16 protein-coding genes and 1 tRNA gene are annotated in these 17083 nt (G+C 45.5%); 4 read left to right on the top strand and 13 right to left on the bottom strand.

From position 1 onward, the window contains the following. Positions 1–56: 56 nt before the first annotated feature. The 12 genes from Y697_RS00345 to Y697_RS00400 form a co-directional block, all read right to left on the bottom strand. The gene (locus tag Y697_RS00345; protein ID WP_121549736.1) at positions 57–1328 is read right to left on the bottom strand and encodes a pitrilysin family protein; all 1272 of its coding nucleotides are present in this window, start codon (positions 1326–1328) and stop codon (positions 57–59) included. Between the two features lie 6 nt (positions 1329–1334). After that, positions 1335–3518: a polyribonucleotide nucleotidyltransferase gene (locus tag Y697_RS00350; RefSeq protein ID WP_121549737.1), complete on the bottom strand. Its 2184-nt coding sequence runs from the start codon at positions 3516–3518 to the stop codon at positions 1335–1337. A 102-nt stretch (positions 3519–3620) separates the two neighbouring features. Then, positions 3621–3881, bottom strand: coding sequence for a 30S ribosomal protein S15 (gene rpsO / locus Y697_RS00355; protein ID WP_099829023.1), 261 nt, complete (start codon positions 3879–3881; stop codon positions 3621–3623). Positions 3882–3963: 82 nt separating this feature from the next. After that, positions 3964–4845, bottom strand: coding sequence for an L-serine ammonia-lyase, iron-sulfur-dependent, subunit beta (locus Y697_RS00360; protein ID WP_121549738.1), 882 nt, complete (start codon positions 4843–4845; stop codon positions 3964–3966). Continuing rightward, entirely contained in the window at positions 4842–5510 is a 669-nt protein-coding gene (gene sdaAB / locus Y697_RS00365) for an L-serine ammonia-lyase, iron-sulfur-dependent subunit beta (protein ID WP_121549739.1), read from the bottom strand. The genes Y697_RS00360 and sdaAB overlap by 4 nt, the downstream gene beginning before the upstream one ends. Positions 5511–5568: 58 nt before the next feature. Next, positions 5569–6852, bottom strand: a complete 1284-nt coding sequence (eno, locus tag Y697_RS00370) for a phosphopyruvate hydratase (protein WP_121549740.1) — start codon at positions 6850–6852, stop codon at positions 5569–5571. A gap of 13 nt (positions 6853–6865) precedes the next feature. After that, positions 6866–7567, bottom strand: a complete 702-nt coding sequence (locus Y697_RS00375; protein WP_121549741.1) for a uridine monophosphate kinase — start codon at positions 7565–7567, stop codon at positions 6866–6868. Positions 7568–7613: 46 nt separating this feature from the next. Next, positions 7614–8219 (bottom strand): translation elongation factor Ts, encoded by a 606-nt coding sequence (gene tsf, locus Y697_RS00380; RefSeq protein ID WP_121549742.1) that lies wholly within the window; start codon positions 8217–8219, stop codon positions 7614–7616. Positions 8220–8297: 78 nt separating this feature from the next. Further along, the gene (coaD, locus tag Y697_RS00385; protein WP_121549743.1) at positions 8298–8774 is read right to left on the bottom strand and encodes a pantetheine-phosphate adenylyltransferase; all 477 of its coding nucleotides are present in this window, start codon (positions 8772–8774) and stop codon (positions 8298–8300) included. Between the two features lie 61 nt (positions 8775–8835). Continuing rightward, positions 8836–9300 carry an Rrf2 family transcriptional regulator gene (locus Y697_RS00390; RefSeq protein ID WP_121549744.1) on the bottom strand — a complete coding sequence of 155 codons (465 nt, stop codon included), beginning with the start codon at positions 9298–9300 and terminating at the stop codon, positions 8836–8838. Between the two features lies 1 nt (position 9301). Next, on the bottom strand, positions 9302–10213 hold the full coding sequence (gene ftsY / locus Y697_RS00395; RefSeq protein ID WP_121549745.1) for a signal recognition particle-docking protein FtsY: 912 nt from the start codon (positions 10211–10213) through the stop codon (positions 9302–9304). Next, positions 10213–11955 carry a proline--tRNA ligase gene (locus tag Y697_RS00400; RefSeq protein WP_121549746.1) on the bottom strand — a complete coding sequence of 581 codons (1743 nt, stop codon included), beginning with the start codon at positions 11953–11955 and terminating at the stop codon, positions 10213–10215. Before Y697_RS00400 ends, ftsY begins: the two co-directional genes overlap by 1 nt. A gap of 120 nt (positions 11956–12075) precedes the next feature. Here Y697_RS00400 and Y697_RS00405 point away from each other — a divergent pair, with 120 nt between their 5' ends. Beyond that, complete coding sequence (locus Y697_RS00405) at positions 12076–12924, top strand: purine-nucleoside phosphorylase (protein ID WP_121549747.1); 849 nt, start codon at positions 12076–12078, stop codon at positions 12922–12924. Between the two features lie 21 nt (positions 12925–12945). On the opposite strand, the gene Y697_RS00410 is transcribed toward Y697_RS00405, so the two are convergent. Beyond that, positions 12946–13020: transfer RNA gene (locus Y697_RS00410), tRNA-Val, on the bottom strand. Between the two features lie 172 nt (positions 13021–13192). Between Y697_RS00410 and Y697_RS00415 the strand changes: the two genes are divergently transcribed. From Y697_RS00415 to Y697_RS00425, 3 genes are all read left to right on the top strand, one after another. Continuing rightward, a complete protein-coding gene (locus tag Y697_RS00415) occupies positions 13193–15034 on the top strand; it encodes an ABC transporter substrate-binding protein (protein WP_121549748.1) in 1842 nt (613 codons plus the stop codon). 113 nt (positions 15035–15147) lie between these two features. After that, positions 15148–16182, top strand: coding sequence for an ABC transporter permease (locus Y697_RS00420; RefSeq protein ID WP_121549749.1), 1035 nt, complete (start codon positions 15148–15150; stop codon positions 16180–16182). Between the two features lie 14 nt (positions 16183–16196). After that, positions 16197–17078: an ABC transporter permease gene (locus tag Y697_RS00425; protein WP_121549750.1), complete on the top strand. Its 882-nt coding sequence runs from the start codon at positions 16197–16199 to the stop codon at positions 17076–17078. Positions 17079–17083: the final 5 nt, after the last annotated feature.

Raw genomic sequence — 17083 nt, forward strand, 5'->3', positions numbered from 1 at the left:
AAGTTACAGGTTCGTTTCCTTAACGCCCTTCTTTCAGTGAATACATGCGGATTAACTCAAATTTTGAAGCTCGCTTCTGAAAGGAATCTTGACTGCTGCTTCTTTTCAGGAAGAAGGAGGGACACATTCCATTTGCCGGCAATATACTTCTTGATCGAAGCATTCACATCATCAATCGTGAGACGGTCAATTCTGGTTATCAAATCATCTAAAGAATCGGGCTTTCCGCAAATCACCACATCATCCAAGAATCGGCTTAAAGTTAGCAATGTTCCTTCGGTAGACATCAACAGCTTTCCTCGAGCCCTTTCCTTTCCATAAGTGAACTGGGCCTCAGTTACTCCACGATTGATAAGGGTGCCCATTTCCTTTTTCAGAGAATCTACGAGGTTATCGAGATTCTTTGGACTGGTGGTGGCATTTATCATGAATGCGCCGGAATCTGCGTATGAAACGAATTCCGAGTTGATATTGTATACCATTCCAAGTTCTTCTCGAATATTGTGAAAGAGTATGGAACTCATTCCGCTTCCGAAAAGAGTGTTGAAAATCTTAAATGCATCGAAGTCATCTTTGCACCTTCTACCAGGCGCGTCTCTTGTCAGAAGAATATGAACTTGCTGGAGGTCCTTTCGTTTTTCCACGATCCACAAGGGATCTTTCGAAATCACCGGAGATTTAGGAGTGATTGTGGACTCATTTTTCTTCATCGATAGAAGTTTTTCTCCAGCGTTCTTCAGTAAGTCTGTCCCGTAATTCCCAGAGACAGCGAAAACAGCGTTGTTTGCCACATATGTGTGGCCGTAGAAGTCGGCTACATTGTTTCTCTGTAGACCTTGCACGGTATTGTGATAGCCCAGAATAGGTCTTCCGAAATCCCGATCCCACACTTTTTCAATAGTCATGTCGTATATTCTGTCGTATGGGTCGTCTTCTGCAGAGGCTATTTCCTCGAGAATTACACCTCTTTCGAGATCCAGGGACGCTTCATCGAAACGAGGCGAAGTGATCAAATCAAAGAGGATCTCCATAGCTTCCAGAGCATATGTGTCAGGGACCTTTGCATAATATACCGTAGAGACTCTCCCAGTGTATGCGTTGAGGCTACCACCAATTCTCTCTATCGGTTCCTTGATTTCGAATGCATTTCTTCTGAGAGTTCCCTTGAATAGAGCATGCTCTATGAAATGAGAAACTCCGCTGATGACATCATCTTCATCAGCGGAACCTACCTTCATGGCGAAAGCCATTGAAACGGTTCTTGTCTCTTGCTTTCGCTCTCCAATAATTACTGCACCGTTTGGCAGTTCAATATATTGATTATTCATCACTACCTACTTTCTATTTCTATCTCCTCGATTTCTATCATTTCTTGGAAAGGGCTTTCTAGTGTCTCTTCTCTTTTCCTCAGTCACTTCCACGCCTTCGAGCTTGAGACTTATCTTGCCCATCTGGTCTGTTCCGGCGATTTCAACAGCAATCATGTCTCCGACCTTATGGGCTTTCAAGAAGTCCTTACCGTCTGCGCCCATCTTGGAGATGTGAAGAAGGCCTGTCTTTCCAGGTGCGATCTCTACAAAGAAGCCATAGGCTTCGGCCCTGGTGATCTTTCCTTCGAAAAGCTGTCCCGGTTTGACTTCGGAAATTATCGCATCTATTACCTTTTCGAGTTGATCTAGCTTTTCTCTGTTGCTTCCAACGATCTTAGCCTGAGACTTCTCGTCATCAATGAATATTGTAGAGTCATAATCGCTTGAAAGCCTCTTAATGACCTTTCCTCCGGGGCCAATGATTTCTCCGATCTTCTCATATGGAAGATTGATCGTCCTGATAATTGGTGCGTAATCGGAGACGTATTCTCTCGGTACAGGAACGACTTCATACATGAGTTCGAGTATCTTGAGCCTGGCGGTTTTTGCCTGTTCAAGCGCCTTTGTCATTATTTCGCTGGATACACCCGCGACTTTGACATCCATCTGGAAGGCAGTAATCCCATCTCGCGTCCCTGTAACCTTGAAATCCATGTCACCCATGTGATCTTCATTTCCAAGAATGTCCGTCAAAACAACCGTTTTCTGAGGTTCCTGAATCATACCCATTGCAACGCCCGCGACATGTTTTTCCATAGGAACGCCGGCAGCCATCAGAGCCAATGACCCGGAGCAAACAGTCGCCATTGAAGAGGATCCGTTTGATTCCAGAACCTCGGAGACCACTCTGATAGTGTATGGGAAAGACTCACCTTTGGGAACGATGTTCTTCAGTGATCTCTCTGCAAGATGTCCGTGCCCTATCTCCCTTCGACCGGGACCTCTCAGTCTCTTGACTTCCCCAGTGCTGAATGGAGGGAAGTTGTAGTGGAGCATGAATGACTTTGAACCTTCCTCAAACATAGTATCCACAATCTGCTCGTCCATTGTCGCACCAAGAGTTACTATACCCAGACTCTGGGTCTCTCCACGCGTAAATAGAGCGGATCCGTGGGCTCTGGGAAGAAGGTCGAGTTCGATGTTGATCGGCCGAATCTCGTCGTGCTTTCTTCCATCCATCCTCACGTCATTTTCGATAACTCGCTTTCTCATAACTTCTTTCTCTATGTCGTGAAAGAGATCTTTCACAAAACCAGTATTCGCTTCGATCTCTTCTTCAGACCAAGTTTCCTTTGCCTTCTCGGTGAAGAGTTCGATCATCTCGTCTCTATATGTCTTTAGAGCCCTGTCTTTGTTTTTCTTACCTGGAGTTAGCATAATCTCAGCAAGCTTATCTCTGTCTACCATTGCATTGAATGGTTCGAGGAAACCCTCGGGAGCGACTGGGATTTCTGCTACCCACTTTTCTACCGCGAACTCGCTTATGATTTCCTTCTGGAAGGCAACGAGAGACTTAATTGCTTCATGAGCAGCTTCTAAAGCTCCAATCATAACTTTTTCGGAGACTTCTTTTGCCTCTCCTTCAACCATCGCAACTGCGTTCTCGGTTCCTGCGACTACTATATCGAGTTCTGATCTGTCGAGTTCTTCCGCTGAGGGGAAGATAACATATTTTCCATCAACGTACCCAACCTGAACTCCGGCAACAATTCCTTCAAAGGGAATAGGCGAAATATTCAGTGCAAGCGAAGAGCTCGTTATTCCCCAAATGTCGGGTGGATTGTCCGGATCGGCCGAGAGAACGGTTATGATGACCTGTATCTCGTTTCTCATTCCATCAGGGAAGAGAGGTCGGATAGGCCTGTCAATTATTCGAGCGGAGAGAACCGCGTTGTCACTCGGTCTGCTCTCTCTTTTCAGAAATCCCCCAGGAATTTTTCCGGCGGCGTAGAACTTTTCCTGATATTCAACAGTTAGCGGTAAAAAGTCAGTTCCAGGCATTGCCTTTTCATTTCCATTTACTGTAGTAAGCAAGACTGAATCGGCATATTTGAGAAGTACAGCTCCATCAGCCTGTTTGGCCATTTTCCCGTTTTCTATGACGAGTTTCTGGCCGAAGAATTCCCTTTCCCATCTCTTGTAACTCACAATAACACCTCTTTTTCAATTCATCAAATAAACAATTATATCAGCTGTGTGAAATCCACGCAAAAAAGGAGCGGTATCCCGCTCCCGGTGATTTCTACTCTATCAACCTCTCAGCCCGAGTTTGCTTATCAGTTCTAGATATACTTCAGGCTTCTTGGTCTTTATGTATCTCAACATCTTTCTTCGTCTTCCGACCAGCTTGAGAAGTCCTCTTCTGGTATGAAAATCCTTTGGATGCTTCTTAAGATGCTCGGTGAGATGTCTGATTCTCGCAGTCAATATGGCAATCTGTACTTCGGTTGAACCGGAGTCGTTTTCGTGAATCTGAAACTCCTTGACCAATTCTTGTCTGTTGACTTCCATGTATCTGCCTCCTAATATAATCCTCTATCCAGGAATGGGCTACACCTCAAACCGAGAATAGGGCAAGGCAATTCTAAACCGTTCAGTCTTTCTTGTCAACTCCACCGAGAAAATCGGCCACCATCTTCTTGGCGGTGTGAGTTATCGCTATTCCGCCTCTGGCTGTTTCTTTCAGTTCTTCGGGCAATCTTCTTCCAACTCTTCCAAGCGAGTCTGCCACTTCCTCAAAGGGTATAGCCGATTTTATTCCGGCAAGGGCGAGCTCCGCTGCCGTGAAGGCGATCGATACTCCGAAAGCATTTCTTTTTACACAGGGGATCTCGACGAAGCCACCTACGGGGTCACAGACAAGACCCATCAAAGATTTAAGAGCAAGCGCCGGAGCGTTTTCCAGTGCATCGTACTCTTCGGGGTGCGTTGCATAGATTATCGCTACAGAGGCCATTGCAGTGGCAGTACCCACTTCTGCCTGACAACCAGACATTGCTCCGGAAATGGAAGCCCTTCTTTTGATCCTTTCTCCAACTGCTCCGGAAACGAGCAAAGCATTCCCAAGGGTGTCAAGATCAATACCCAGATTCATATGAAGTGAGAGCAGTGCTCCTGGAACGACTCCACAGGCGCCCGCTGTTGGGCAAGCGACGATCTTTCCCATGCTTGCATTGTGTTCTGACATTGAAAGAGCAATGCTTACTCCCGAGAAAACCAGCGGACTAAGAAATTCGGGCGTGTGACTCCTTGCCTTTGCATCATTATCTCCAACCCATCCAGTGAGAGATTTCTCCGGTCTTTCCAATCTGCTCTGGTAGGAACTCAACATTTCTCTCACTAGTCCTCTAGAGGTCTCTTCGGCAACTTTGGGATCATTTCCTGTGTTCATCATGTACCAGTCAGACACCACTTTATGCAGAGCTGTCGTGGTGTCCCTTGCAGTCTTCACAAGATCTTCGAACTTCATTATCATATTGACGAATCCAGCCTTTCAAGATAGGATACTTTCTTGACTACCTGCAGCCTTTTGATCGCACTTAGCAAGCTTTCGCCTGGTTCATTATCGAGTTCAACGACACAAAGGGCCTCTCTTCTGAAAGGATCAACCCTTGAGAGGAAGAGGTTGCTGATGTTCATATCGCTTGAAGAAATCTCTCCTACTATCTGGGAGAGTGCCCCGGGGATGTCAGAGTTCAAGATCACGAAGGAAGGGTATTTACCAGAGACGTCTGTATCAAAATCATTTATTGAAGTGATCCTTATCGAACCACCGCCGATCGAGGCACCGGTCATGCTGAGAAATAGCTCTCCGGTGTTTCCGTTGATTCTAACAGTATTTGGGTGAAGATCTCCCATATCTTCTTCCTCGAATGTAAAATATATGCCCTTTTCTTTGGCTATTCGGAAAGATTCTCTTAGCTTTGGATCTGCTTCCTTTATTCCCATTATCCCGCCTATGAGTGCCCTGTCAGTCCCGTGACCTCTAAAGGTTGCGAAGAGGGGGGCATTCAAAGTGAATCTAACTTCACTGGGTACTCCAGAAAATAGGGATCGAAAGGCTCTGCCGAGCCTTGCCATCCCCGCTGTATGGGAACTAGATGGTCCAACAATTGCAGGCCCAATTATGTCCAGCAACATTGCATGCCTCCAATTAAAACGCGGAACCATTACGGTTCCGCGTTACAATACAGATTACTTAAAGATTATAGAAAGAGGCCGTTCCTTTGAACTCGGCCTGTTCTCCAAGCTCCTCTTCAATTCTTAGAAGCTCGTTGTATTTGGCAATTCTGTCTGTTCTTGATGCAGAACCGGTCTTTATCATCCCGGTGTTAGCGGCGACGGCAAGATGAGATATAAAAGTATCTTCGGTCTCTCCCGATCTGTGGGAAATAACACAAGTCATCCCGTGCTTTTGTGCATATTCGATTGTGTCAAGCGTCTCTGTAACCGATCCTATTTGATTCAACTTTATTAGGATTGAATTGGACGCTTTCTCTTCCACTCCTCGCGCCAGTCGCTTGATGTTTGTCACGAAGAGGTCGTCTCCAACAATCTGAATAGTGTCTCCCATCTCTCTCGTGAACTTTGCAAAGTTTTCCCAGTCCTCTTCGGCAAAGGGATCTTCAATCGAGATTATCGGATACCTCTTTGTAAGATTTGTATAGTATTCGATAAGCTGATCGGGTGTCAGTTCATTTCCGTCTACACTGTATAGACCTCTTTCTTCACTGTAAAACTCATTTGCCGCGCAGTCGAGAGCTATCATTATCTCTTCGCCTGCTTTGTAACCGGCCGCGTCAATTGCGTTGATTATGTATTTCAGCGCAGCTTCGTTGTTCTCAAAACTTGGAGCAAATCCTCCTTCATCGCCTACAGCCGTCACGTGGCCGTTATCCTTAAGTATCTTCTTCAGATTGTGGAAGACCTCGACTCCAGCCCTGAGGGCATCCTTGAAATGATCGAACCCTGCAGGGACTATCATGAATTCCTGAATGTCCAGGTTGTTGTCGGCATGTTTGCCGCCGTTTACGATGTTCATGAATGGGACAGGGAGGGTCTTAGAATTGACTCCACCAAGATACTTGTATAGCGGCGTGTCGATACTGTCAGCTGCAGCTCTTGCAACAGCCATGGAGACTGCAAGAATGGCGTTTGCTCCAAGTTTATCTTTGTTCTCGGTTCCATCGAGTTCGAGAAGAGCTGCGTCAAGACCCGTCTGGTCAAAGCCATTCATTCCGATAATCTCCGGGGCGATTATTTCGTTAATATTTTCAACTGCCTTAAGCGTTCCCTTTCCGAGGTATCTCTTCTTATCTCCGTCTCTGAGCTCAAGGGCCTCAAACTTGCCTGTTGATGCACCCGAAGGGACAATCGCTCTTCCGTGGCCTCCATCATCCAGCCAGACTTCGGCTTCAACCGTTGGAGTTCCCCGAGAATCTAGAACCTCCCTAGCTACTAGATCAACAATCTGAGCGTACATTTCTCCACCTCCACTAATCAGGTAAAACCACCGTACCTGTTTTCCCGCCAATTATAGCATCGAATAGATTGCCCTTGCTAAAGAAATCGATAACTCTGACTGGCAGACCGTACCTTTGACAAATCGAAAAGGCTTCTACATCCATGATTTCAAATCTGCTCTTGATCGCTTCTGAAAATGTTGTTCTCTCAATTCTTCTGGCGTCTTCATTAGTTTTCGGATCCTTATCATACACTCCGTCAACCTTTGTCCCCTTAATGAGAACGTCCGCCCCAATTTCCACCGCCCTTACTGCCGCGGCCGTATCCGTTGTGAAAAAAGGCAGGTATGTGCCCCCACCAAATACTACAATCTTTCCAGTGTTGAGAGCATCTTCTATTGTATCGTACCTGTGCTCAAGAAGAGACGGAATTCCTGCAATCGAGGAAATTGCTATCGCTTCAAACCCATTCATACAGAGAGATTCCTTCAAGTAAAGCGAATTCATTATTGTCCCAAGAATACCCAATTCGTCGGCTCTTGAACTCCTCATTTCGGAAAGCTCGCGACCCCTTATTATATTGCCAGCCCCGATAACTATCGCGAGCTGAATCCCCTTTTCAACTACAGGTCGGAGCTCTTCTATGAGGAAACGGGTTCTTTCTGAAGCGAATCCTCTTTCGCCTTCTCCGCTCAAGACTTCTCCGCTGAGTTTCAAGAGTACTCTACTATACATAAGCGCCTCCAATAAAAAAGGTGAGCACTGGGCTCACCTTTCTAACTCAGTTCTCTGACTCTCCGACTTGCCAGCGGACGAATCTGCTAACTTTGATATTTTCGCCAGTCTTGGCAATCAACTCGATGAGTAAATCGTTGATCGTTTTCTCGCTCTCAAATACGTATTCCTGCTCTAGCAGGCAGTTATCTTTATAGAAGCTTTCAAGCTTGCTTTCTACAATTCTTTCGATTATGTTTGCAGGCTTACCGCTTTCTTTCATCTGTTCGGCATATATTTCCTTTTCCTTGTCGATTACCTCCTGAGGCACGTGTTCACGGGAGATAAATCGAGCTCCCATCGCAGCCAGCTGAAGGGCTATCTTGTGGGCAAGTTCTTTGAATTCCTCCATTCTTGCCACGAAGTCTGTTACGCAGTTAAGCTCAAGGAGCACTCCTAGCTTGCCATTGTGATGAATATAAGAGTAAACGAGTCCCTCTGCAGTCTCTCTTCCCGAAACCTTATCTGCCTTGAGTATGCCCTTCTTTCTCAGATAATCCTTTGCCTGGTCGAAATCGCCATCTGTTTCGACAAGTGCTCTCTTGCAATCCATCATGCCTGCTTGAGTGGCATCACGGAGCTTCTTTACCATATCGCTGGTAATATTTGCCATCTTATATGTCCTCCTCCACTAAAATTCCAAGAAAAATTATAACTCAGTTGAGCAAATAATAATTTCCGCGATGTTAAGTCATCTTCCGAGTTTCTTTTTGAACTCTTCACGTACGCAGGGAGGAACCCATTTTGAAATGTCACCCCCGAACGCCGCAATCTCCCTTACCATGGACGAAGATATGAAGGAGTTTGTGGTCTCAGTCATGAGAAAGAGGGTTTCGAGTTCAGGAAGCATTGCTTTGTTCGCATGGGCCATTTGAAGTTCTAACTCGAAGTCAGACACAGCCCTAAGTCCACGAATGACTACCTTAACATCGTTCTCTCTGGCAAAGTCAACGAGCAGACCGCTGTGAGTTGTGATCGTAACGTTCCTTAGATGAGACACTCCGCTTCTAACCATACCAATTCTCTCTTCATGGTTGAAGAAATGTCTCTTATTAACGTTTTCCATAACCAGCACTACAACTTCGTCGAAGATTTCGCTACATCTTTCGACAAGATCTATGTGTCCATACGTTATGGGATCGAAAGAACCTGGATAAACGGCTTTCATCTTAAATAGCGCCTATTCGCCTCGAATTGCTTGAGATAGGCACTCCTCCTTTCATAATCTATTACTCTGTATTCTCCGATATTTTGTAAGACCCCGGGGGAGTCTCGCTAATCTTGTCGCCGTATATGAGAAGATCTTCAAGCGTCATTGAACCCAATTCCCTCATCATTGCGTTATATAGTCTGAACCATACATACTTTACTGTGCAGTTGGGATCTTCAAGGCACTTGCCGTTCTGCTGAAGACAGGCATACGAGTTCATTGGTCGGTCGAGTTTGAGTATCACGTCTCTCAGAAGGATCTCATTGGCTGGTCTTGCCAGACAATATCCTCCGTATCTGCCTCTAACTGCCTTTATTATTCCAGCTTGTCTCAACTCTCCGAAGATCTTCTCCAAGAAATCTCTTGGGATCTCATTGCCCTGCACGATCTCGACAAGCGAAAGTTTTTCCTTTCCTTCACGGCCCGACTTTGCCATCTTATAAAGCGCTCTTAGCGCGTAACTGCTCTTCAGCGTAAAACCCATTTCAAACCTCCTCTGAACTCTCTTCCCCGGAAGATAGAAGAGCGTTCACGAATTCCCTGCTATCAAAGGGCTTCAAGTCGTCTTCCTTTTCTCCGACACCTACGTATCTCACCGGTATACCCAGCTCCTTGACGATTGCAAAGATTATTCCTCCCTTTGCCGTGCCATCGAGTTTAGTCAAAACAATACCGGTTACGTCAACAGCCTCTTTGAATTTCTTTGCTTGCACCAGGCCGTTCTGTCCAGTAGTGGCATCCAGAACAAGCAAAACTTCACTTGGAGCTCCGGGTGATGCCTTTCCTATCACTCTATGGACTTTCTTCAGTTCTTCCATCAGGTTGCTTCTCGTATGCAATCTCCCCGCAGTATCGATTATTACGACATCTTTCCCTTTGCTTACCGCATGACTTATTGCGTCGAAAGCAACGGCGGCAGAGTCGGCACCCTGTCCTTGGTTTATGAAATCAACATTTGCCCTCTCGCTCCAGATTCTCAGTTGTTCTACGGCAGCAGCTCTGAAAGTATCGCATGCCGCAAGGACAACCTTCTTTCCGCTCATGGAGTAAAGCTTTGAAAGCTTGCCTATTGTCGTGGTCTTTCCAGTGCCGTTTACACCTACTACAGAAACCACGTATGGTTTAGCTTGAGGAACTTCAAACGGTATGTCAAGAATATCGATAAGAACTTCCTGTAAGATCTCTACAGGCTCACTACCTTTCTCAGTTCTCTCTCTAAGAGCTTCAATTACCTCTTCGACAGTTTCAGAGCCCATATCTGAAAGTATAAGTAGCTCCTCTATCTCTTCAAGGGCATCTGCATCAAGCGTTTCGAAAGAGAGGAGCCTCTTTACTCTCTTGAAAAAGCCTTCTCTTGTTTTCTTCAGGCTATCCTTTAACTTGGAAAAGACACCCATCAATCGTTCCCCATTATGCTAATTGGTTTATACACTGCCAACTCTTTCCTTATCTCCTCAAGAAGAAAGTCAAATCCTTCATGGATACTGACTTCAAGCGGTTTCTTTTCAGTTCTGGCTTTGACCTCAACAATGTCTTGCTGAAGTTTCTTTCCCAGAGTGACTCTTATGGGAATCCCAATAAGATCGGCATCCTTGAACTTCATTCCAGGTGAAATCTCCCTATCGTCAAGGAGAACGTCGTAGCCCTCCTCAATCAGAAGTTCATATATTTCCTCAGATTTCTTCAGGACATCTGGGTCCTTAACATTTACGGCAGTAATTATTACTTCAAACGGAGTGACAGACAGAGGCCATATTATTCCGTTTTCGTCGTACAGTTGCTCAACTACGGCACTAATAGTTCTAGAAACGCCCCAGCCATAGCAACCCATAATATAATGAATACTATTACCCTGATCATCGGTTACGTATCCGTTCATTTTCTCCGAATACTTGGTTCCAAGCTTGAAGATGTGGCCCACCTCTATGCCTTTAGCCGACTTCATTGGATTTCCACATTTAGGACAAGGATCTCCCTCTGTCACCATTTTCAAATCATGCCAGGATCCTATCTCGAAATCACGGCCCGGAAGAACACCAAAGTAGTGGTATCCTTCCTTCAAAGCTCCGCAAACAGCTTTATTCAAACCTTTTATTGTATGATCGGCGATTATTGCAACATTCTTGGGAAGTCCAATCGGTCCAACGAAGCCGATTGGCACCCCTAAAAGATCCAGTACTTCTTGAGGGCTCGCCATGGCAAGAGTCTGATCTTCAATTGCAGCCTTGAGCTTCGATTCGTTAAGTTCTTCGTTTCCACGAATTAGAGCCATATAGTACCCTTTTCTGCCCTTATATATTAGTGATTTCACAATGTCCTTTGGTGTTACGCTCAGGCAGTCTGCCACTTCCTCCACAGTCCTAGAATTCGGCGTGGGAACTAGCTGTAGATCTGAGATCTTCCTTTCCTGGGTTTCCTCCTTCAAGAGGTACTCCGCCTTTTCATCTGAAGCAGCGTATCCGCAGTCACAGTAAAGCAAAGTCGACTCTCCGTAATCAGCAAGCACGTTAAATTCATGAGATTCATTTCCACCTATTGCTCCAGAATCGGCTTCTACAACCAGGAATTCGAGTCCTATTCTCTCCAAAACTTTACTGTAAGCTCCATAAAACTGTCTATATGTTTCGTCAAGAGAAGTCCATGAATCGTGAAAACTGTAGGCATCCTTCATCAGAAACTCTCTTGATCTCATGAGGCCGAATCTTGGACGAATCTCATCCCTATATTTCATAGCAATCTGGTAGAGAGATACAGGAAGCTGTTTGTAAGATTTAAGTTCATTCCTTAGCAAATGAGTGATGATCTCTTCATGAGTCGGACCCAGGGTGAAGAACCTTTCGTGCCTGTCCTGCATTCTCATCATTTCGGGGCCATAATCGTCCCATCGGCCAGTCTCGTGCCATAATTCTGCCGGCTGTATGATTGGCATCAGAATCTCTTGAGAACCGATCGCATTCATCTCTTGACGGACGATCTCTTCAATCTTCTTGAGAACGCGAAGACCAAGCGGAAGGAATGAGTAGATACCGGCGGCGACTTTTCTGACAAATCCGCCTCTAACAAGAAGTTTAATACTTACTAGGTCGGCATCGGCCGGAGCATCTCTTAACGTTGGAGCATAAAGTTGTGAAAACCTCATCAGATCTCTCCTCTCGAAATTCAGCTAATCAGGACTAATTCAGTGAGATTATAGCATAGTTCCAGCAAGCTGTTTGGTGTTTTGATATAATAAAGTATATGACTAATAAGGAGGACGAGCATGAGTATTTCTGTACTTCAAGAAGAGCTCAGGGATTATGTTGAGAACGTAAAGAGAGCTGCTCGTTTCATTGAAAAGGAAGTTGAGCTGAAGCCGAAAGTCGCAGTGATTCTAGGCAGTGGACTTGGAGACGTATCAAATAGCCTTGAGAACGCCGTATCAATTCCTTACGATGAGATTCCCGGCTTCCCGTTGTCAACGGCTCCCGGTCATAAGGGAGAACTAACTTTCGGAAATGCCCTCCACCACAATGTGATGCTTATGAATGGGCGTTTTCATTTTTACGAAGGTTACTCCATGAAAACTGTGACATTCCCAATAAGGATAATGCAGGAATTGGGCGTAGAAGTACTCTTGATAACCAATGCTTCGGGCGGTCTGAACCCTGATTTCGAGGTAGGGAGAGTCATGCTGATAAAAGACATCATCAACTTTATGGGCGACAATCCTCTGATAGGTCAGAATGTTGATGAATGGGGTCCACGGTTCCCGGATATGAGCGAACCCATCGACAGGGATCTCTTGGACAAGGCGCTTATTTCTGCCAAAGAGCTTGGCATAGGTGTCTATGAAGGAGTTTATGTTGGTGTCGCGGGGCCGAATTTTGAGACTCCTGCCGAGCTAAGGATGATGAGAAGATTTGGCGCAGATGCTGTGGGTATGTCGACCGTACCGGAAGTTATAGTGGCGCGTCACGCAGGCATCAGGGTGCTGGGCCTTTCCGCGATATCGGACAGAGCCGTTCCGGACGACTTGAAGCCTCTTACAGCTGAAGAGGTCCTTGAAATGGCTAAGAGAGCAGGAAGCGAAATGAGTAAGTTGATACTCAAGACTCTGGAAAAAATATAGGGAGAGTAACACTCTCCCATCTGGTGGGTGCGGTAGGGATTGAACCTACGGCCTCTTCCTCGTCAAGGAAGCGCTCTTCCACTGAGCTACGCACCCGAACAAGATTGATTCTACCACCGTCTTAAGAGCGTTGTCAATACAATAATTCGCGAAGTTGATTTGGACTGCGAAATAATACGTACAGGTTAACGGCATTTTGAATTTATAGGCTCCATAGATTATAATTGTACTAACACACTCATCTCTATTTTGAAAGGGGGCAACATTAGTGAAAAAGATTTTACTGGTAACACTTACTATGCTCTTCTTAGCGTTTACTGCGTTTGCAAGCGACCCAGACACTTTCGTTTCTTTGACTATTGGCGAACCGGAGACTCTCGATCCTATTCAGTCCTACGATACTGCAAGTGGTGAGGCGATTCAGAATCTATATGACAACTTGATTCAGTATGACGGCCAGTCATTGAGCGAGTTTTTACCGATGATCTCCACGGAAGTGCCTTCGGTTGAGAATGGACTTCTTTCTGAGGACGGAAGAGTCTACACTTTCCCGATAAGGGAAGGCGTTAAGTTCCATACTGGCAATACTCTCACCCCGGAGGATGTTGAATACTCTTTCGAAAGATATATTCTTGGCGATCCTTCTGGCGGTCCTCATTGGATGATTATCGAGGCATTCACGGGAGCAAATTTTGCCAGCATCGAAGGTTTGTTCGCCGATTATGCTGGAATGCCCTATTCGGAGGCTGTCGATGTTGACAGGAATCCAACGTCCGATGAAGCTAAGGCAAAACTAATTTCTTTCTATGAGGAAGTCGTTGATCCTCTAGTAGAGGTAGTAGACAACACTGTAGTCTTCACTCTTGAAAGTCCTTTTGCACCGTTCATGAACATTATTTCCCATTTTGGTTCTTGGAGCGCAATTGTGGACTCTAGCAAAGTGAAGGAACTCGGCGGCTGGGATGGACAGGCCGATGGCTGGTGGAAGTGGCACGACCTCCAGGTTGAAGAGTGTGTACTTCACAACTACGATGCCGGTTCAGGACCATTCAAGCTTGTTGAATGGGACAGAGCACAGCAGAAGGTCATTCTTGAGAGATTCGATGAGTACTGGGCAGGCCCTGCGAAGCTCAAGACAGTAGTCATTTGGGGTGTTGACGAGTACTCGACTAGAAAGTCAATTTTCGAAGCCGGAGATGCAGACATTGTTTATGTGCCTGCTCAGTATCTCGATCAAGCTAGAGGACTTGAAGCAGAAGGCAAGGCAATCGTTACTCTAGGCTACCCTCAGGCATCCATTACTTCACTTCACTTTAACTGGTTAGTCGTCGAAGGCAGCGAATATGTTGGTAGTGGAAAGCTTGATGGAAACGGTATTCCAAGAGATTTCTTCTCCGATATTCATGTTAGAAAGGCCTTCACTTATGCCTTTGATGGACTCACATTTATCGAAGAGGTAGCAATGGGTCAGGGTAGGCTTGTACCTACAGATCTTCCTGAGGGATTCCTTGGTTTCGATGAGACCCTACCTCTTACAGAATTCGACCTAGCTAAGGCAGCAGCAGAGTTCAAGCTTGCCTGGGGCGGAGAAGTGTGGGAAAAGGGCTTTGCATTGCAACTGATGTACAATACTGGTAATGATGCCAGGCAGACTGCTTGTGAAATGTTGGCCTACTTCATAAATTCACTTAATCCGAAGTTCAAGATTACCACTCTTGGTGTTCAGTGGCCGACATATCTGAGTACTTATCAGAACGGACTGCTTCCAGCATTTGTTATAGGCTGGCAGGCGGACTATCCCGATCCTCATAACTTCATCGCTACCTACTATGCCAGCAATGGAGTTTATGGCGGACCTCAGGGCGAGCTGTATCAGGAATGGGCAAGAGAGAATGTCGATGAGTTGATCAGTAAGGCAATCAAGGCAACTGACAATGACGAACGAGTTGCCCTCTACCGAGAGGTACAGGAAAACGTGATAGAAGCTGTTGCTGGATTGCCAATTTACCAGCCCACCGGAATCAATGTTAGAGCTCCTTGGGTTGAGGGTTGGTATCCAATGCCCGTAAGATCCAATCTTTACTACTACCATCTTTCGAAAACCAATTAATTGGTAAAATGGTGTTTAGGAGCCGGGAGTTTTCTGCCCGGCTCTTTTTTTGACCCAACTTTAGGCTATAATTGTGTGTGCGATTTCTTTTTGTAAGAAGGGGTGATACTTAGGTGACTGCCTATATAATCAGACGGCTACTGTTAATGCCGCTAATTTTGATTGGTGTTACTCTGGTGATTTTCACTATGATATGGGCACTTGGACCAGACAGACTACTAGCTTCGTACATTAAAAGTCCAGAGGCATTAAAAACACCTGATGCGGCAGAGAGACTAATCAGAAAATATGGATTGGATGAGCCGATGCCTGTGCAGTACATTAAGTGGCTGGGCAATATTCTTCAGGGCGATTTTGGGTATTCCATGGTTGGAAAGAAGGGAGTTCTTCCGGCTATGCTTGAACGTTTCCCACATACCCTGGAGTTGACAATTTATGCGATTATTCCCGTAATACTTGTCGCGGTATGGTTGGGGGTGATCTCAGCGGTTCATCAAAACAAGTTCATTGACCAGTTCATTAGGGTAGTTGCTCTAGTAGGTTGGTCACTTCCTGATTTTGTCTTTGGGCTCTTGCTGCTTATGCTTTTTTACTCAATTCTGGGGTGGTTCCCACCGGGAATGGCCAGCACTGAGTTTGATCTTGTAATGAGGGGTGCAGATTGGAAGACAATAACTTCCATGACGACATTTGATGCGTTGCTGAATGGAAGATTAGACATATTCATTGATGCATTGCGCCACATCTTTCTTCCCGTATTGACTCTAGCGTATTTGTGGTGGGCGTATCTTCTGAGAATTACGAGATCAAGTATGCTCGAAGTTCTCAGAAAAGACTATATAAGGACAGCAAGAGCAAAGGGAGTATCTGAAAGAGTGGTAATAAAGAAGCACGCAAGAAAAAATGCCTTAATTCCCGTCATAACAGTTGCGGGGGCGTCGATCATAGGGCTTCTCGGTGGAACTGTATTTGTTGAAACAATATTCTCAAGGGTCGGTATGGGCCGCTTCATTGCAGACGCTGCTAGTCTCCTGGACTACTGGTCGATTATTGGTGGGGCATTGTTCTTCTCCTTCATAATGGTTGTTGGAAACTTAGTCGTAGATGTTTCTTATGCTTTAGTTGACCCAAGAATCAGGCTAGAGTAAGGGGGAAGATGTAGATGCCAGCGAAGAAAAAAAGCGAATTTAGAAAAGTAATGAAGAAATACTGGACTAATGGCACAGCTGTTTTAGGTACATCCCTTCTCGTTTTCTTCATCGTTATTGCGATATTTGCTCCTCAAATAGCGGGAGTCAACGAGCTTGGTGATAACTATCAAATACCAAGAGTTTCGTGGTCATCTAGGCCAGAAGCGCCTTCCCCGGAGCATCCCTTCGGAGTCATCGGAGGCAGAGATATTTTTTATGGTGTGGTTTGGGGAACAAGAACTGCCTTCAGATTGGGTTTAATTATAACTGGATTTGCCGCACTTGTTGGAGTTATTGTCGGCTCAATATCCGCTTATTTTGGCGGCTGGGTTGATGAAGTACTCATGAGGATAACTGACATCTTTTTGTCGATTCCATTTTTAGTTGCGGCGATGGTCTTAACCACGATTCTGGGTAAAGGATTGGACAAAGTAATAATCGCGTTAATAATCTTCGGTTGGATGAGCACTGCACGTCTTATCCGGGGAAATATTCTTCAAGCAAGAGAGGAACAATATGTTCTTGCTGCCAAGGCTTTGGGTCAGAAAGACTGGAAGATCATTATGAAGCATATACTCCCCAACACGATTTTTCCAGTCGTTGTTCAGATGTCAATGAGAATTGGATCTTATGTCATAACTGCAGCAGGACTGAGCTTTCTAGGAGTTGGTGCAGAACCGGGATATGCCGACTGGGGAACGATACTTTCTTATTCGAGAAACTGGATGACGATGCTTGACCAGTCATGGTTTGCTATTGTCTTCCCCGGTACTGCCATGGTGCTCTTCGTTCTTGCATGGAATCTTGTTGGAGATGCCCTGAGGGACATCTTTGACCCGAGAATGAGAAGCTGAGGAGG

The sequence above is a fragment of the Mesotoga sp. BH458_6_3_2_1 genome, from assembly GCF_003664995.1.
Taxonomy (GTDB): domain Bacteria; phylum Thermotogota; class Thermotogae; order Petrotogales; family Kosmotogaceae; genus Mesotoga.

Bases quoted from the DNA above. Each gene is read 5' to 3' on its own strand.
- Y697_RS00345 (WP_121549736.1), bottom strand. From the start codon at position 1,328: ATGAATAATCAATATATTGAACTGCCAAACGGTGCAGTAATTATTGGA.
- rpsO (WP_099829023.1), bottom strand. From the start codon at position 3,881: ATGGAAGTCAACAGACAAGAATTGGTCAAGGAGTTTCAGATTCACGAA.
- Y697_RS00360 (WP_121549738.1), bottom strand. From the start codon at position 4,845: ATGATAATGAAGTTCGAAGATCTTGTGAAGACTGCAAGGGACACCACG.
- sdaAB (WP_121549739.1), bottom strand. From the start codon at position 5,510: ATGTTGCTGGACATAATTGGGCCTGCAATTGTTGGACCATCTAGTTCC.
- eno (WP_121549740.1), bottom strand. From the start codon at position 6,852: ATGTACGCTCAGATTGTTGATCTAGTAGCTAGGGAGGTTCTAGATTCT.
- Y697_RS00375 (WP_121549741.1), bottom strand. From the start codon at position 7,567: ATGTATAGTAGAGTACTCTTGAAACTCAGCGGAGAAGTCTTGAGCGGA.
- tsf (WP_121549742.1), bottom strand. From the start codon at position 8,219: ATGGCAAATATTACCAGCGATATGGTAAAGAAGCTCCGTGATGCCACT.
- coaD (WP_121549743.1), bottom strand. From the start codon at position 8,774: ATGAAAGCCGTTTATCCAGGTTCTTTCGATCCCATAACGTATGGACAC.
- Y697_RS00390 (WP_121549744.1), bottom strand. From the start codon at position 9,300: ATGGGTTTTACGCTGAAGAGCAGTTACGCGCTAAGAGCGCTTTATAAG.
- ftsY (WP_121549745.1), bottom strand. From the start codon at position 10,213: ATGGGTGTCTTTTCCAAGTTAAAGGATAGCCTGAAGAAAACAAGAGAA.
- Y697_RS00400 (WP_121549746.1), bottom strand. From the start codon at position 11,955: ATGAGGTTTTCACAACTTTATGCTCCAACGTTAAGAGATGCTCCGGCC.
- Y697_RS00405 (WP_121549747.1), top strand. From the start codon at position 12,076: ATGAGTATTTCTGTACTTCAAGAAGAGCTCAGGGATTATGTTGAGAAC.
- Y697_RS00425 (WP_121549750.1), top strand. From the start codon at position 16,197: ATGCCAGCGAAGAAAAAAAGCGAATTTAGAAAAGTAATGAAGAAATAC.